At 67.0% G+C, this 14,131-nt stretch carries 18 protein-coding genes and 1 riboswitch; of the genes, 14 read left to right on the top strand and 4 right to left on the bottom strand.

Annotated features, from left to right (window positions below; genetic code table 11):
* Window positions 1–208: 208 nt before the first annotated feature.
* A complete protein-coding gene (locus ACFTSF_RS05130) occupies window positions 209–1,114 on the bottom strand; it encodes a hypothetical protein (protein ID WP_380152581.1) in 906 nt (301 codons plus the stop codon).
* Window positions 1,115–1,259: 145 nt separating this feature from the next.
* On the opposite strand from ACFTSF_RS05130, the gene ACFTSF_RS05135 reads away from it, so the two are divergent.
* A complete protein-coding gene (locus ACFTSF_RS05135; RefSeq protein ID WP_380152583.1) occupies window positions 1,260–1,802 on the top strand; it encodes an acyl-CoA thioesterase in 543 nt (180 codons plus the stop codon).
* Complete coding sequence (locus tag ACFTSF_RS05140) at window positions 1,799–2,458, top strand: potassium channel family protein (protein ID WP_380152584.1); 660 nt, start codon at window positions 1,799–1,801, stop codon at window positions 2,456–2,458. Before ACFTSF_RS05135 ends, ACFTSF_RS05140 begins: the two co-directional genes overlap by 4 nt.
* Here the strand turns inward: ACFTSF_RS05140 and ACFTSF_RS05145 are convergent.
* The gene (locus ACFTSF_RS05145; protein ID WP_380152585.1) at window positions 2,455–3,081 is read right to left on the bottom strand and encodes a TetR/AcrR family transcriptional regulator; all 627 of its coding nucleotides are present in this window, start codon (window positions 3,079–3,081) and stop codon (window positions 2,455–2,457) included. The two genes, ACFTSF_RS05140 and ACFTSF_RS05145, sit on opposite strands and share 4 nt — an antisense overlap.
* 38 nt (window positions 3,082–3,119) lie before the next feature.
* On the opposite strand from ACFTSF_RS05145, the gene ACFTSF_RS05150 reads away from it, so the two are divergent.
* The 9 genes from ACFTSF_RS05150 (at window position 3,120) to ACFTSF_RS05190 (ending at window position 9,565) form a co-directional block, all read left to right on the top strand.
* Window positions 3,120–4,028: a DMT family transporter gene (locus tag ACFTSF_RS05150; protein ID WP_380152586.1), complete on the top strand. Its 909-nt coding sequence runs from the start codon at window positions 3,120–3,122 to the stop codon at window positions 4,026–4,028.
* A complete protein-coding gene (locus tag ACFTSF_RS05155; RefSeq protein WP_344159391.1) occupies window positions 4,007–4,468 on the top strand; it encodes a MarR family transcriptional regulator in 462 nt (153 codons plus the stop codon). The genes ACFTSF_RS05150 and ACFTSF_RS05155 overlap by 22 nt, the downstream gene beginning before the upstream one ends.
* Window positions 4,468–5,682, top strand: a complete 1,215-nt coding sequence (locus ACFTSF_RS05160; protein WP_380152587.1) for a glycoside hydrolase family 3 N-terminal domain-containing protein — start codon at window positions 4,468–4,470, stop codon at window positions 5,680–5,682. Before ACFTSF_RS05155 ends, ACFTSF_RS05160 begins: the two co-directional genes overlap by 1 nt.
* Window positions 5,682–6,017: a YidH family protein gene (locus ACFTSF_RS05165; protein ID WP_380152589.1), complete on the top strand. Its 336-nt coding sequence runs from the start codon at window positions 5,682–5,684 to the stop codon at window positions 6,015–6,017. Before ACFTSF_RS05160 ends, ACFTSF_RS05165 begins: the two co-directional genes overlap by 1 nt.
* Window positions 6,014–6,322: a DUF202 domain-containing protein gene (locus ACFTSF_RS05170; protein ID WP_380152590.1), complete on the top strand. Its 309-nt coding sequence runs from the start codon at window positions 6,014–6,016 to the stop codon at window positions 6,320–6,322. Before ACFTSF_RS05165 ends, ACFTSF_RS05170 begins: the two co-directional genes overlap by 4 nt.
* A gap of 140 nt (window positions 6,323–6,462) precedes the next feature.
* The gene (locus ACFTSF_RS05175) at window positions 6,463–7,095 is read left to right on the top strand and encodes a DUF47 family protein (protein WP_344159403.1); all 633 of its coding nucleotides are present in this window, start codon (window positions 6,463–6,465) and stop codon (window positions 7,093–7,095) included.
* 2 nt (window positions 7,096–7,097) lie between these two features.
* The gene (locus tag ACFTSF_RS05180; protein WP_380152591.1) at window positions 7,098–8,096 is read left to right on the top strand and encodes an anion permease; all 999 of its coding nucleotides are present in this window, start codon (window positions 7,098–7,100) and stop codon (window positions 8,094–8,096) included.
* Between the two features lie 85 nt (window positions 8,097–8,181).
* Complete coding sequence (locus ACFTSF_RS05185; protein WP_380152593.1) at window positions 8,182–9,318, top strand: anion permease; 1,137 nt, start codon at window positions 8,182–8,184, stop codon at window positions 9,316–9,318.
* A 13-nt stretch (window positions 9,319–9,331) separates the two neighbouring features.
* A complete protein-coding gene (locus ACFTSF_RS05190) occupies window positions 9,332–9,565 on the top strand; it encodes a hypothetical protein (RefSeq protein ID WP_344159412.1) in 234 nt (77 codons plus the stop codon).
* Here the strand turns inward: ACFTSF_RS05190 and ACFTSF_RS05195 are convergent.
* Window positions 9,562–10,086: a hypothetical protein gene (locus tag ACFTSF_RS05195; RefSeq protein WP_344159414.1), complete on the bottom strand. Its 525-nt coding sequence runs from the start codon at window positions 10,084–10,086 to the stop codon at window positions 9,562–9,564. The genes ACFTSF_RS05190 and ACFTSF_RS05195 overlap by 4 nt on opposite strands.
* 120 nt (window positions 10,087–10,206) lie before the next feature.
* The gene (locus ACFTSF_RS05200; protein WP_380152594.1) at window positions 10,207–10,953 is read right to left on the bottom strand and encodes a lysophospholipid acyltransferase family protein; all 747 of its coding nucleotides are present in this window, start codon (window positions 10,951–10,953) and stop codon (window positions 10,207–10,209) included.
* 29 nt (window positions 10,954–10,982) lie between these two features.
* Window positions 10,983–11,103, top strand: a riboswitch (TPP riboswitch).
* On the opposite strand from ACFTSF_RS05200, the gene thiC reads away from it, so the two are divergent.
* From thiC to ACFTSF_RS05215, 3 genes are all read left to right on the top strand, one after another.
* Complete coding sequence (gene thiC, locus ACFTSF_RS05205; RefSeq protein ID WP_380152596.1) at window positions 11,093–12,715, top strand: phosphomethylpyrimidine synthase ThiC; 1,623 nt, start codon at window positions 11,093–11,095, stop codon at window positions 12,713–12,715. (Overlaps the previous riboswitch by 11 nt.)
* A gap of 354 nt (window positions 12,716–13,069) precedes the next feature.
* Entirely contained in the window at window positions 13,070–13,579 is a 510-nt protein-coding gene (locus ACFTSF_RS05210; protein WP_344159419.1) for a SatD family protein, read from the top strand.
* Window positions 13,576–14,130 (top strand): hypothetical protein, encoded by a 555-nt coding sequence (locus ACFTSF_RS05215; RefSeq protein WP_344159422.1) that lies wholly within the window; start codon window positions 13,576–13,578, stop codon window positions 14,128–14,130. Before ACFTSF_RS05210 ends, ACFTSF_RS05215 begins: the two co-directional genes overlap by 4 nt.
* The last annotated feature ends 1 nt before the right edge of the window (window position 14,131 follow it).

Here is a 14,131-nt window from a genome sequence, read left to right on the forward strand (position 1 = left end):
TTGGTGCCGACGGCAACCACAGCCCGTCAGCTGTAGACGGCGTGCAGCTCGGTTGCCGGCCTCGCCAAGTAGCTCAGCCATAGGCCTGGCCCGCCACTCCTCTCTTCTGTAGCCCGGCCGCAGTGGCGATCAGCCACTGTGGACGTGCCCGGCCGCACAGAAGTTCGGCGGGAGGGAGCTCCACACAGCACGCCCGGGCGCTGGGGCCTCAGTCGGCTTCGGCGGGGAGGGAGCTTACGAGGGTGGTTAGTTGGGGGGAGAGGGCGAGGGTGGTGGGGGTGGAATGGGTGGTGGCTGGGTGCCAGGTGGGGTGGCCGGTGGGGGTGAAGGTGACTAGGTGGATGTCGGGAGAGAGGGGGCCGGGGGCCTGGGTGTGGGCTCGGGCGGTTAGGTGGAGGAGGTGGCCTAGGGCTGGGAGGACGGAGAGGTCCTTCACGATGTGGATCAGGAGGAGGTCTCGGGAGGGGACGGCGGCTAGGACGGCGGACGGGAGGGTGGGGAGGTTGAGGGTTTCGTGGAGGACTGTGTCGAGGACCAGGGCTCGGGAGGCGGTGAAGGAGTCGCCGGTTAGGCGGGCGATCTGAACGTCGTCTTCTTCCAGGAGGTCTAGGTGGTCGGGGCGGCGGCGGAGGTTGGCTAGGCCTAGGGCTTCGGCGGCTGACCAGGTGAGGCCTAGGTCGGTGGGGTCGAGGTACATGGTGACGGTTTGGTCTTGCTGGGTGGCGGGGACGGACAGGAGGCCGGGGAGTACGTCGGGGCGGCTGGCGACCCAGTTGGGCGGGAGAGATGTGCGGGGGACCAGGCGCTGGATGAGTTGGGCGGCGGGGTTATCGGGGGGATCGGGGACGCCTTGGTCGAGGCGGCGGAGTAGGTCGATGAAGTGGATGTCGATGAACTGCGGCCAGTCGTCCGGGTCCTGGTGGGCGATGGCTCGGGCCAGGTTGGTGAGGCCGAGGATCGGGCCGGGGCCAGGGGAGAACAGGGCGCCGGCTTCATAGTGCAGATCGAAGCCGAGTCGGCGGCAGGTGGACAGCGCTAGCGTGACCAGACGGTCGACCTGGGCGGCGGTCAGGGGGCTCAGGTAGGCGTCTGTGGGGGTTTCGGTGGTTGTCATGGGCACCTCCTCGACAGAGAAAATACGAGGATTCGCCCCCGCCCCAACCGCCCAATCCGAACCTGTGGACAACTTGGTCGGTACTCTGCGGCCGGGACCGAACCGGTCCCGGGACCGAACCGGTCCGGAGTGAAGGAGAGACCAGATGTCCAGCATCCCGGCGTCGCGGCCGACCTCGGTGACTCGGCTGTCGTTGTCGCACATCACGGCGCAGAACGAGACGAACCTGCTCGGTACTGTGCACGGCGGGGTGATCATGACGCTGGTCGACTCGGTCGCCGGGGTGGTCGCGGCGCGGCACTCCGGTGGGCCCGCGGTGACCGCGTCCATGGACGAGATGACGTTCCTGGTGCCGGTCCGGGTCGGGGACGTCGTGCATTTCACCAGCCAGGTGAACTGGACCGGCCGGAGTTCGATGGAGGTCGGGGTGCGGATCACCGCCGACCGGTGGGACGCGGTCGGACCCGAGGTGCACGTGGCGTCGGCGTACCTGGTGTTCGTGGCGGTCGACGCGGATGGCAAGCCGCGCGAGGTGCCGCAGGTCGTGCCGGAGACCGACGAGGAGCAGCGCCGGATGCGGGAGGCGGAGATCCGCCGCAGTCACCGGCTGGCCAAACGGCAGGCCATCATCGCCTCGCGTGAGCAGGACCGGGCGCAGGCGGCGGCAGGCGACGAGGCCGCGGGATGAGCTGGTTCTCGGGCGCCCGGCGGCATCCGTCGGCCGTCCTGCTCGTTGTCCAGTTGCTGGGTGTGGTGATCTACCCGCTGACCCAGGACTCCCAGGCGGGCCGCGTCGGCTTCGAGATCATCGGCATCGTCGTACTGGTGCTCGCGGTCTTCTCCGTGCGCGCCACACCGGGTCTCACCTGGATCAGCATCGGCCTGGGTATTCCGGCCGTCGTCCTTTCGCTCATCGACGTGTACAACTCCAGCGACACGGTGGTGGCCGTCTCCGCCGTGTTGCACGCGGCCTTCTACTTCTACGCGGCCTACAGCCTGCTGCGCTACATGCTGTCCGACCACGACGTCAGCACCGACGAGCTCTACGCGACCGGTGCCACGTTCACCTTGGTGGCCTGGGGTTTCGCCTACCTGTACGTCTTCGTCCAGGTCCTCGTCCCCGGCAGCTTCATCGCAGCGGTTGCCCCCAGCAACGACCGGACCTGGATGGAGCTGCTCTTCCTGAGCTTCACCACGTTGTCCAGCACCGGCCTGAGTGACGTCGTACCGATCACCAACTGGGGTCGCTCGGTCGTGATGCTCGAGCAACTGGCAGGTCTCGGGTACGTCGCCATGGTCGTGTCCCGCCTGGTCGGTCTGACGATCTCGCGGCGCAACGCTTAAGCGTGAAGGCGCGGCCACCCGGCAAGCATGTCGGCGGCAGCGCGGCCGGCGACCTCGGTCGCATTCGCCATCGCTGCAACCCGGAAGCTGACCAACGCGCCCTCGTGCAGCAGTAGGAGCCGATCAGCCAGCTCGCCGGGATCCGCCATCCCGGCCAGCCGTGCCTGCGCTTCGAACTCGGACCGCATCCACTGCTTCTGCCCGACGATCACCGGCATCGCCGGATGGTCAGGCGCCGCGAGCTCGACACTCGCGTTGATGAACCCACACCCGTTGCGCGACCCCGCAACCCAGTCCGTCAGCGCCGCGAACAGAGCCAGTACGACGTCCTCCGGCGTCTGCGGTGCGCGCTCCGCGAGCTGCTCATCCAGGAACTCGTGCCACACGCGGTTCCGATGCTCCAGGTACGCCGCAATCAGCCGATCCTTCGAACCGAACCGGTCGTACAGGGTCTTCTTCGTCACGTCGGCCGCCGCCGCGATCGTGTCCACCCCGACCGTCCGGATGCCCTGCTCGTAGAACAGGGTCGAAGCCGCCGCCAGGATGCGTGTCCCGGCCGGGGTCAACCGGTTCGCCACCGGCACTTCGCGGTCGACGAGCAGTCTCATCTGCTGAACAGGCATACTGACAGTATACCGACCGGTGTGGTTACTGTCGGGGAATGACAACCCAGGCAGTACGACGTACGCCGGATCTGCGCCTGATCACGCTGGCCGCGGGAGCCGGATTCGTCGTGTTCTGGAGTTCGGGGTTCATCGGCGCCGGCTGGGGGACGCGGTACACGAACGCGTTCGACCTGCTGGCCTGGCGCTACCTGGTCGCTGCAGCACTCGGCGCAGTGATCCTGAGCATCCGCCGACCCCGGATGACCCGCCGCGACCTCGTCACCCAGGTGTGGATGGCAGTCCTGACCCAGTTCGTTTACCTCGGTGCGATCTTCACCGGCATCGACCACGGCATCACCGCCGGAGCGACGGCGTTGATCGGCTCGCTGCAACCGCTGCTAATCGCGACTGTCGCCGGTCCGCTGTTGGGCGAGCCGGTCAGCCGACGTCAATGGGCCGGACTGGTCATCGGGCTCGGCGGTGTCGCTCTGGTGGTCGCAGATGATCTGAATGCCGGCCACGGCTCGCTGCTGCTGTTCCTGATCCCGCTGCTCGGCCTGCTCGGTCTGGTGGCCGGCACCGTACTGGATCGTCGCCGTCAATCAGCCGTCAGTTCACTCGATGCCGTCTGTGTTCAGAGCATGGTGTCGGCAGTGCTGTTCGTCACGTTGGCTGCGTCGACTCACCAGCTCAGCGTTCCGCAGCAGCCAGGGTTCTATGGCGCTGTGCTGTGGCTGGTGCTGTTGGCAACAGGCGGCGGCTGGGGCTTGTTCTTGGTCAATTTGAAGCTTTCCGGAGCTACGCGGGTCAGCGGCCTGCTCTATCTGGTGCCCCCGACCACGATGCTGCTGGCCTACGTTGTGCTGGACGAGAGCATCGGAGCGCTTGCAGTGCTCGGCATGTTGGTCTGTGCGGTTGCAGTCCTGCTGATTACGCTGCGGGCATGGCGGAACCCCGATGGCTGAACGAGAAAGAGGCGCGTGCGTGGCGAGCGTTCATCGCTGCCCAACGCGTGGTGAACAGCCGGATCGAGCAGCAGCTGCAGCGTGACGCCGGGATTCCACACACGTACTACGAGATCCTGGTGCGGCTGTCCGACGCAGCAGACGGCCGGTTGCGGATGAGTGAGCTCGCGATCGCGACGCTCGGTTCCCGGAGTCGTCTCTCGCATGCGGTCAACCGCCTGGAGCAGTACGGCTGGGTGCGTCGTGAAGGGATCGAGTCCGACCGCCGCGGTCAGGTGGCGATCCTCACCGACGTTGGTCGGCAGAAGTTGGTGGACTCCGCGCCCGGTCATGTCGAGGAGGTCCGCAGTGCGATCTTCGACGCCCTGAGTCCGGAGCAGGTGGAGCAGCTGTTCGACATCTGCACGGCACTGGCTGAGAACACCGGCCAGGACCGCTGATGATCCGGGCACGCGCGACAGCTCTCGTCGTACTGTCCGCGCTGTTGCTGGCCGGATGCAACGACAGCCAGTCCCCGCCGACCGCCGGACCCAGCACAGTCCCGTCATCGTCGGTACCGCTGCCACCGAAGACCACAGCGCAGCCAACGACAACCCCGACCGAGACGCCGTCCGAGCCCAGCTGCCTCGACGCGAAGCTGGAGAGCCTCACACTGCGCCAGCGCGCGGCCCAGCTGATCATGACCGGCATGGGCGCCAACGGCATGACCTCGGCGCAGCGGTCGATCATCCAGAAGCAGAAGCCCGGCGGCGTCCTGCTGCTCGGTCCGGGCGGCAGCCTGGCACACACCCGTACGGCGACCGCCGCCGCGACGACCGCCGCCACGGTCGACGGTATTCGGCCGCTGGTGGCAGCGGATCAGGAAGGTGGTCAGGTCCAGCGTCTGAAGGGCTCTGGCTTCACCCGCATCCCATCGGCGACGGTGCAAGGCACGTGGACGAGTGACAAGCTCACCGCCCGGGCGACGCAGTGGGCCGGCCAGCTCAAGCAGGCTGGGGTGAATACCAACCTCACTCCGGTGGCCGACGTCGTACCGGCGTCTCTGAAGAAGCAGAACGCGCCCATCGGCAGTCTGGACCGCGAGTTCGGTAACACGGCGGCCGAGGTCGGGCCGCCGGTGCAGGCGTTCGTCCGGGGGATGGCCAAGAGCGGTGTGATCACCTCGGTGAAGCACTTCCCCGGTATCGGCAAGGTCAAAGGCAATACCGACTTCTCGGCGAACGTGTTCGACAACGTCACCGTCCGCGGCGACGACGACCTGCAGCCGTTCGCGGACGGGATCGAGGCCGGTAGCGAGATGCTGATGGTTTCCACGGTCACGTACACCAAGATCGACCCCGACAACCGGGCGGCGTTCTCCAAGACCGTCATCCAGGGCATGATCCGCGGCGACCTCGGGTACGGCGGCGTTGTGATCACCGACGATGTCGGCGCGGCGGCGAACGTGGCGAGCGTGCCGGCCGGTCAGCGTGCGACCCGGGTCATCGCAGCTGGTGGCGACATCGTCATCAACGGCGCAGCGAATCTCACGGCCGCCATGGTGAACGCACTGGTCGCGAAGGCCCAGCAGGACAAGGCGTTCGCCGCACAGCTCGACCAGAGCGTACGGCGGGTGCTCGCGCTCAAGCAGAAGCACGGTCTGGTGACCTGCTGATGCCGGAGGAGCAGGAGCCTGATTACCGGTTCACTCTGGCCAACGAGCGGACCTATCTGGCGTACCTGCGGACATCACTGGCCTGTTATGCCGGTGGACTCTCGGCCGTGCAGTTTCTCGACCTCGGACTGGACCGCTGGCCGGCCCGCATCATCGGACTGATCCTGGTCAGCGCCGGACTGGTCACGACCTTCGGCGCACTGCGCCGCTGGCAACAGAACGTGGTCGCCATGCGGCGCGGTGAGCCGTTGCCGGTGACCAGACTGCCCCTGATGCTCGCGGCAACCATCGCCGTGGCCGGTCTGGTGGGCCTGATCTTCGCAATGTGGCGATGAGCACACCGGACCCCGGACTGCAGCCCGAGCGCACCCTGCTCGCCTGGCGCCGGACCTCGCTCGGTCTGATCGCCAACGGCATCCTGCTGCTTGCCTCCGGCCACGGTTCGTCCGATGTCCGCACCGGCCTGGGCATCGTCGTACTGGTGCTTTCGCTGGGCTGCTGGGCGGCGGTGAGCGCTGTTTACCGGCATGCGCAGGGTGCCGCGGTCCCCGCCCTCGGCCACGACCGGGTGCTCCGGATCGCCGCCGGGCTGGTGCTGGTGGTCGGTCTCTTCGACCTCTATGCCGTGGTCACACGCTGATACCAATTGATTACTCGGTAGTCATCTCCTAGTGAACTAGTTCACCCCGACGCGCTACGTTGACCCCGCGGATGCAAGAACCGCGGGCTGTTCCCCCTAGCATGATCAACGGTTTGTCCCTCGTTCACCCGGAGCTTGAAGTGCCGTTACGTCTGCGTCCGAACGACCCGACGTTCTACGACCTTTTCACCGAGTCCGCCAACCACCTCGTGGACGGAGCTCGCATCCTCGCCGAACTGCTCGGCAGTACCGCGGGCACCGGCCTGTCGGCCAGTCATCAGATCGCCGTCCAGATGAAGGACGCCGAACACGCCGCGGACGAGACCACGCACTCGATCATCCGCCGGGTGAACTCGACGTTCGTGACCCCGTTCGACCGCGAGGACATCTACCGGCTGGCCTCCGACCTCGACGACGTCATGGACTTCATGGAGGAGGCGGTGGACACCGTCCACCTCTTCAACCTGGAGAAGCTGCCGGAGGAGGTCGCCGAGCAGATCGAGGTCCTGCAGCGGGCCGCGCAACTGACCGCGGAGACGATGCCGCGGCTGCGCACCATGAAGGACCTGGCCGAGTACTGGATCGAGATCAACCGGCTGGAGAACACCGGTGACGCGGTGCACCGCCGGATCATCGCCAAGCTGTTCAGCGGTGAGTACGAGACGCTCACCGTGCTGAAGCTGAAGACCGTGGTCGACCTGCTGGAGGCTGCGATCGACGCGTTCGAGCACGTCGCCAACACGGTCGAGCAGATCGCCGTCAAGGAGAGCTGAGCGTGGAGTTCGCGCTCGTCATCGCGGTCGTCGCGATCGCACTGGCCTTCGACTACACCAACGGTTTCCACGACGCGGCGAACGCGATCGCGACCTCGATCTCGACCCGGGCGCTGACCCCGCGGGTGGCCCTGGTGATGGCCGCGGTGTGCAACTTCGTCGGCGCCCTGATCGGCACCGAGGTCGCCGAGACCGTCGGCAAGGGAATCATCAACACGCCGACCGGGCAGCACGGCCTGGTGATCGTCCTGTCGGCGCTGATCGGCGCCATCACCTGGAACCTGATCACCTGGTACTTCGGCCTGCCCAGCTCCTCGTCGCACGCGCTGATCGGTGGCCTGGTCGGCGCCGGTCTCGCCTCGAGCAGTGTCGTGCTGTGGTCCGGAATCGTCGACAAGGTCGTCATCCCGATGGTGATGTCACCGGCCATCGGCTTCCTCGGCGCCTTCGTGCTGATGACCGCGATCCTGTGGATCTTCCGGCGCAAGAATCCCGGCAAGACCACCCGGGGCTTCCGGCTCGCGCAGTCGCTGTCGGCCGCGGCGATGGCGCTCGGCCACGGTCTGCAGGACGCGCAGAAGACGATGGGTGTCATCTTCCTGGCGCTGCTGACCACCGGTCATGTCTCGAAGGGTGACGGCATCCCGCTGTGGGTCAAGCTGTCCGCCGCGACCGCGATCTCGCTCGGGACGTACTCCGGCGGCTGGCGGATCATGCGGACCCTGGGCCGCCGGATCATCCACCTCGACCCGGCCCGCGGCTTCGCCTCCGAGGCGGTTGCGGCCACGGTGCTGTACGTGATGGCGATCGGCCTGCACGCGCCGGTCTCCACGACCCACACGATCACCAGCGCGGTGATGGGCGCCGGCGCCACCAAGCGCCTGTCCGCCGTCCGCTGGGGTGTCGCGAAGGGCATCGTCACCGCCTGGGTGCTGACCATCCCGGCCGCAGGCCTGGTCGCCGCCGGCTGCTACGCCCTCGCACACTTCATCCTCGAGTAATCCCCGAATCCCATTCATTTCGAATTCATCCACCGCCCCTACGGTCGGACGAGGCCCCACTCGTCCGCCCAGGGATGTGATCGAGATGGATCTGTCGTTTCTCGTCGTCGTGGTGATCATCACCGCGCTGGTGTTCGACTTCACCAACGGCTTCCACGACACCGCCAACGCGATGGCGACATCGATCGCCACCGGCGCACTCAGACCCAAGGTCGCGGTCGGACTGTCCGCCGTACTGAACCTGGTCGGGGCGTTCATCTCCACCGAGGTGGCCAAGACGATCTCGAGCGGACTGGTCGACGACACGCTCGTGACCGTCCCGATCATCTTCGGCGGCCTGGTCGGCGCGATCTTGTGGAACCTGCTGACCTGGTACCTCGGTCTGCCGAGCTCGTCGTCGCACGCACTGTTCGGTGGTCTGATCGGGGCGACCTGGATCGCGGCCGGTAGCGGCGCGGTCAACTTCGGCACCGTGGTGCAGAAGATCATCGTTCCGGCTGTCGCAGCGCCGGTCGTGGCCGGAGTGGTCGCCCTGCTGGGCACCTACCTCGCGTACAAGATCACTGCGCGGGCCCGGAAGAAGAGCGTCAACGACGGCTTCCGTGCCGGTCAGATCGCCTCCGCCTCGCTGGTCTCACTGGCGCACGGCACCGGTGACGCGCAGAAGACGATGGGCATCATCACGCTGGTCCTGATCACTTCCGGCAGCCTGGCGCAGGGCTCGCGGCCGCCGCTGTGGGTGATCTTCGCCGCCGGTCTGGCGATCGCCCTCGGCACGTACCTCGGCGGCTGGCGGATCATCCGCACGATGGGTAAGGGGCTGGCCGAGATCGAGTCGCCGCAGGGCTTTGCCGCGGAAACCAGTTCGACCGCAGTGCTGCTGGCGTCGTCGCACCTGGGCTTCCCGCTCTCCACCACGCAGGTCTGCTCCGGCAGCATCCTGGGTGCCGGTCTGGGCAAGCGGCTGGCGGAGGTGCGCTGGACAGTCGCCGGCCGGATGGCACTGGCCTGGCTGTTCACGCTGCCCGCCGCCGCGATCGTTGGCGCGCTGGCCGGCCGCGTGGCGAACTCCGGCAACCTCGGGGTCGCGCTGATCGCCGTACTGGCTGTGGGTGCCGGTGGCGGCCTGTACGTCGCCTCTCGGCGCAAGCCGGTGACTTCGTCCAACGTGAACGAGTACCCGAGCACCCGGGCCGCCTCCTCGGCGACCGCGGCGGTCTGAGAGGAGTAGGGCGATGCACATCAACTGGACCGGTCTTGGTGAAGTGGCGCTGGTCAGCCTGCTCTTCGGAGTGGGGCTGGCGGTGCTGTTCGCCTTCGGTGTGACCGCTATGGGGCGGCGAGCGGTGGCAATCGACGAGAAGCGGCCGCCGGCGATGCTGGACACCGCAGTGGCGTCGCTGTGCTTCGCAGCGTGCCTAGCTGCGGTGCTCTACGGCCTCTACCTGATAATCCCGCAGTTCCATTAGCGGTTCCACCTACGCACTGCCTTGGCCACGTCCTTGGTGCGCACTGCGTCGAGGTTCTGCTCCCAGGCTGCGAAGAGCCGGTCGCCCAGCTCGCCCGCGTCCAGACCAGCCTGGGGACGGACCGCCACGGCCCACGTCGCTGCGGCAGCATGACCCTGCTGGTGCAGCAGGTGGTTGACGGTCGCCTCGATGCGCTGCCGGTTCTCACCGGTCAGGCCGCGACCGGCCCACTCCTGCAGGATGGCTGCGTCGTCGGCAGTCATCTGAGCCAGATAGGTCAGCGGACCACGCCAGTAGCCGCGGTGGCCGATGCTGTCCAGGCTCTCCAACGGGAACCAGCCGTTCGCGCAGCGGCGGCCGTTGACGGCGGCCTCGACCTCGCGGGCCCGCTCTGCATCCAGACCCTGGCTGGACCAGTCGATGAAGTAGCCCCCGGCGTCCGGGAGGTGCTCCGCCACGTGTGGCGCGATCTGCAGCGTCCCGGGATCGAACAGGCGCAGTTCTTCCGGTGATTCGAACAAAAACCTTCCCCCGCCCAGCACAAGGCAAGCAGCACAGAAATCCCCCAGATTCCTGCCTTGTCAATAACAAGTGCCCTTCGTACCCTCATCGACCGCCGAGGGTCAAGGCCTTGTCCGGAGTTACTGCTGCCGCTCCGCGCGCCGCGCGAGCTCCTCGCGGTCCAGCCGATCCGCCTCTTCAGGCGTCGGTGCGGAGCCGCCATAGGCCGCCGGCAACCACCACGCGCCCGGCGGTTGCTCCGGGTAGGCGCGGATGGTGTCGTCGAGCATCTCGGCCATCTTCGAGCGCAGTACGGCGGTCGCCGCGACCGGATCGTCGTCCGTGGTCACGGACATCGGCGTACCGACCGTGATCGCGATCGTGCGGTGCCGGGAGAAGTCCTTCGGATGGTCCTTGGTGAGCATCCGCTGGGTGCCCCACAGGATCAGCGGAATCACCGGTACGCCGGCCTCAGCAGCCATCCGGACCGTGCCGGACTTGAACTCCTTGAGCTCGAACGACCGGCTGATCGTCGCCTCCGGGAACACGCCGACCACCTCACCGGCGCGCAGGTGCCGCAGAGCATGCTCGTACGACGCCGCTCCCGCACCGCGGTCCACCGGGATGTGGTGCATCCCACGCATCAGCGGACCGGACCAGCGGTTGCGGAACAGCACCTCCTTGGCCATGAACCGGACCAGCCGCTTGCTCGGCAGAGCGCCGTACCCGCCCAGAATGAAGTCGACGTAGCTGATGTGGTTCAGCGCGATCACCGCACCGCCGGTCCGGGGCACGTTCTCGGTCCCGGAGAGCTGGAAGTTCACGTCCAGCACCTTGAACGCCGTACGGGCGAAGCCGACCACCGGTGGGTACACAAAGTCGCGCATCCACGAATGCTACTAAGCTGCCGGTGATAACTAGAGATCGCGGGAGCTCGCACCGTAGTGGGCTGAGAGGGCGGCTGGAGGATTCCGGCGCCGCCGACCGCCGAACCTGTCCGGGTAATTCCGGCGTAGGGAGCAGCAAGTGACAACCATCGGCACCGTACGACCGACTGTCACCACCGGCCCGATCTCGGGCTCCGAGAAGATCTACCGCGGCGAGCTGGGAGTCCCGGCGCGTCGTGTCCACCTCACCAACGGCGAGCACTTCGACCTGTACGACACGTCCGGGCCGTACACGGACGCGACCGCGCAGATCGACGTACAGACCGGTCTGCCCGCGCTGCGGCGCGAGTGGATCGCCGGCCGGGAGAACCTGACCCAGCTGGCGCATGCGCGAGCCGGCACCATCACCGAGGAGATGCGGTACGTCGCCTTGCGGGAGAACATGGATCCGGAGTTCGTCCGGTCCGAGGTGGCCCGCGGCCGGGCCGTCATCCCGGTGAACCGGCGGCACCCGGAGGTCGAGCCGGCGATCATCGGCAAGAAGTTCCTGGTGAAGGTGAACGCGAACATCGGCAACTCCGCCGTCAGCAGCTCGATCGAGGACGAGGTCGAGAAGCTCGTCTGGGCCACCCGCTGGGGCGCGGACACTGTGATGGACCTGTCCACCGGCAAGAACATCCACGAGACCCGTGAGTGGATCCTGCGGAACTCGCCCGTCCCGATCGGCACCGTGCCGCTCTATCAGGCGCTGGAGAAGGTGAAGGGCGATCCGGCCGCGCTGAACTGGGAGGTCTACCGCGAGACGGTGATTGAGCAGTGCGAGCAGGGCGTCGACTACATGACCGTGCACGCCGGCGTACTGCTGCGGTACGTGCCGTTGACCGCCCGGCGGATCACCGGCATCGTCTCGCGCGGCGGCTCGATCATGGCCGCGTGGTGCCTCGCGCATCACCAGGAGTCCTTCCTGTACACGCATTTCGCCGAGCTGTGCGAGATCCTGCGTGAGTACGACGTGACGTTCTCACTCGGCGACGGACTTCGCCCGGGCTGTATCGCGGATGCGAACGACGAGGCCCAGTTCGCCGAGCTGCGGACGCTGGGGGAGCTCACCAAGATCGCCTGGGAGCACGACGTACAGGTGATGATCGAGGGCCCGGGGCACGTGCCGATGAACAAGATCGCGGAGAACGTGCGACTCGAGGAGGAGCTCTGCGGCGAGGCGCCGTTCTACACCTTGGGGCCGTTGGCAACCGATGTGGCGCCGGCCTACGACCACATCACCAGCGCCATCGGTGCGGCGCAGATCGGCTGGCTCGGTACGGCGATGCTCTGCTACGTCACGCCGAAGGAGCACCTCGGCTTGCCGGACCGCGACGACGTGAAGACCGGGGTGATCACCTACAAGATCGCCGCCCACGCTGCCGATCTGGCCAAGGGGCATCCGGGAGCGCAGGCCTGGGACGACGCGTTGTCCACGGCCAGGTTCGAGTTCCGCTGGGAGGATCAGTTCAACCTCTCGCTGGATCCTGACACCGCGCGGTCCTACCACGACGAGACACTGCCGGCCGAGCCGGCCAAGACCGCACACTTCTGCTCGATGTGCGGGCCGAAGTTCTGCTCGATGCGGATCACCGCGGATATCCGCGCCTACGCCGAGGAGCACGGCCTGACCTCGACCGAGGCGATCGAGGCCGGCTTCACCGAGATGTCCGAGACCTTCAAGGCCAAGGACAGCAAGCTCTACCTGCCGCTGGCGGACTGAGCAACGGGCCCTCCGAAACCGCGGTCTGAAGCGGTTTTGGAGGGCCTTCGGGCGCGAAAACCGGCCTTTTCAGCCTTACGCGCTGTGAAATTGGCGCGCGAGTCGAGATGCCGAAGTGGCCGGTTTGAGCGGAGAATTGGGGAATCAGCTGTCCCGCGGGGTGATCACCGAGAGTGATTGGGTGAACCGATTCAGGTTTTCGCCTTCACTCAGCGTGAATAAGACTGTAGCCTTAACTCCGTTGGAAGGAGGTGCGGGACAGTGCTCTTCGTTCTCACGGTAGATCAGCGAGGCAGCAGAATCAGCGGCGATCTCGTACCCGAGCTACTGATCAATCTGAACCGCAGACCCCGCGTGCCCGGCCTGATCCGCAAGTTCGAGCGGACCGCCGGCGACGAGGTACAGGGCGTGCTTTCGGAGGCCAAGGCAACCATCGACCTGGTCGTCGAGCTGCTCCGCCGCGACTCCTGGTACGTCGGGCTCGGGATCGGCGACGTCATCGAACCGCTCCCGCGCAGTACCAGGGCGGGTAACGGGGACGCGTTCGTCCATGCCCGGGACGCGGTGACGAAGGCGAAGTTCAGCCCGCATCATGTCAATGTGTGCGGATCCGACGCCCAGCTTGCCGATCAGGTGGAAACGGTGCTGTGGTTGATGGCGTCGGTACTGCGCCGGCGTAGTGACCGCGGGTGGGCCGTCGCCGACCTGCTGGCCGAGGGACTGACACGACGGGAGATCGGCGTGAAACTGGGGATCAGCCAATCTGCGGTAACCCAACGGGCTCAGGCGGCCGGAGTGGCCGAGGAGCAGCGTGGCCGGGTGCTGGCGTCCGAACTGCTCAGTCGCGCCGAGGTCGCTGCGTGACGGCACTTGTCCTGGCACTCACGGCCGGTGGGCTGCTGTTCGCCGTACTGGCCTGGGTGCCGAAGGCCGGTGCCACGCTGGAGATCGTGCTCAGCGGCATCATGCTGGCCTGTGGTGTCGCGGTCGGCCTGGTGCTGCTCTCCGGCGACGGTGTGGCGTCCTGGCCGGAGCGCTGGTGGAACGTATTGCTTCTACTGGCTGGCGGGCTCGCAGTGACCGGTGGCGGCCCGCTGACGACCTCTGTGCTCGCTCTGGTGGACCGAGGCAACACTCGGGCGCAGTCGACGCAGAAGGCCGGTGAGGTGCTGCGAGGCGGCGCTCTGATCGGTTCACTCGAGCGTGGTGCGATCTTCGCGGCCCTGGTGGCCGGCTGGCCGGAGGGGCTGGCCATCGTGCTGGCCATCAAGGGACTGGCCCGCTATCCCGAGCTGCGCAGTCCGGACCAGCCCGCCTCCGTCACCCCGCAGGCGGTCGCGGAGCGCTTCATCATCGGCAGCTTCACCAGTGTGCTCTGGGCAGTGACCTGTGCCGGGTTCCTGCTGTCCCACTGAC

The organism is Kribbella sp. NPDC056951, from assembly GCF_042674205.1.
In the GTDB taxonomy this organism is placed as follows: Bacteria; Actinomycetota; Actinomycetes; order Propionibacteriales; family Kribbellaceae; genus Kribbella; species Kribbella yunnanensis.

Bases quoted from the DNA above. Each gene is read 5' to 3' on its own strand.
- ACFTSF_RS05160 (WP_380152587.1), top strand. From the start codon at position 4,468: ATGATCCGGGCACGCGCGACAGCTCTCGTCGTACTGTCCGCGCTGTTG.
- ACFTSF_RS05135 (WP_380152583.1), top strand. From the start codon at position 1,260: ATGTCCAGCATCCCGGCGTCGCGGCCGACCTCGGTGACTCGGCTGTCG.
- ACFTSF_RS05140 (WP_380152584.1), top strand. From the start codon at position 1,799: ATGAGCTGGTTCTCGGGCGCCCGGCGGCATCCGTCGGCCGTCCTGCTC.
- ACFTSF_RS05185 (WP_380152593.1), top strand. From the start codon at position 8,182: ATGGATCTGTCGTTTCTCGTCGTCGTGGTGATCATCACCGCGCTGGTG.
- ACFTSF_RS05170 (WP_380152590.1), top strand. From the start codon at position 6,014: ATGAGCACACCGGACCCCGGACTGCAGCCCGAGCGCACCCTGCTCGCC.
- ACFTSF_RS05155 (WP_344159391.1), top strand. From the start codon at position 4,007: ATGGCGGAACCCCGATGGCTGAACGAGAAAGAGGCGCGTGCGTGGCGA.
- ACFTSF_RS05145 (WP_380152585.1), bottom strand. From the start codon at position 3,081: ATGCCTGTTCAGCAGATGAGACTGCTCGTCGACCGCGAAGTGCCGGTG.
- ACFTSF_RS05165 (WP_380152589.1), top strand. From the start codon at position 5,682: ATGCCGGAGGAGCAGGAGCCTGATTACCGGTTCACTCTGGCCAACGAG.
- ACFTSF_RS05200 (WP_380152594.1), bottom strand. From the start codon at position 10,953: ATGCGCGACTTTGTGTACCCACCGGTGGTCGGCTTCGCCCGTACGGCG.
- ACFTSF_RS05190 (WP_344159412.1), top strand. From the start codon at position 9,332: ATGCACATCAACTGGACCGGTCTTGGTGAAGTGGCGCTGGTCAGCCTG.
- ACFTSF_RS05150 (WP_380152586.1), top strand. From the start codon at position 3,120: ATGACAACCCAGGCAGTACGACGTACGCCGGATCTGCGCCTGATCACG.
- ACFTSF_RS05130 (WP_380152581.1), bottom strand. From the start codon at position 1,114: ATGACAACCACCGAAACCCCCACAGACGCCTACCTGAGCCCCCTGACC.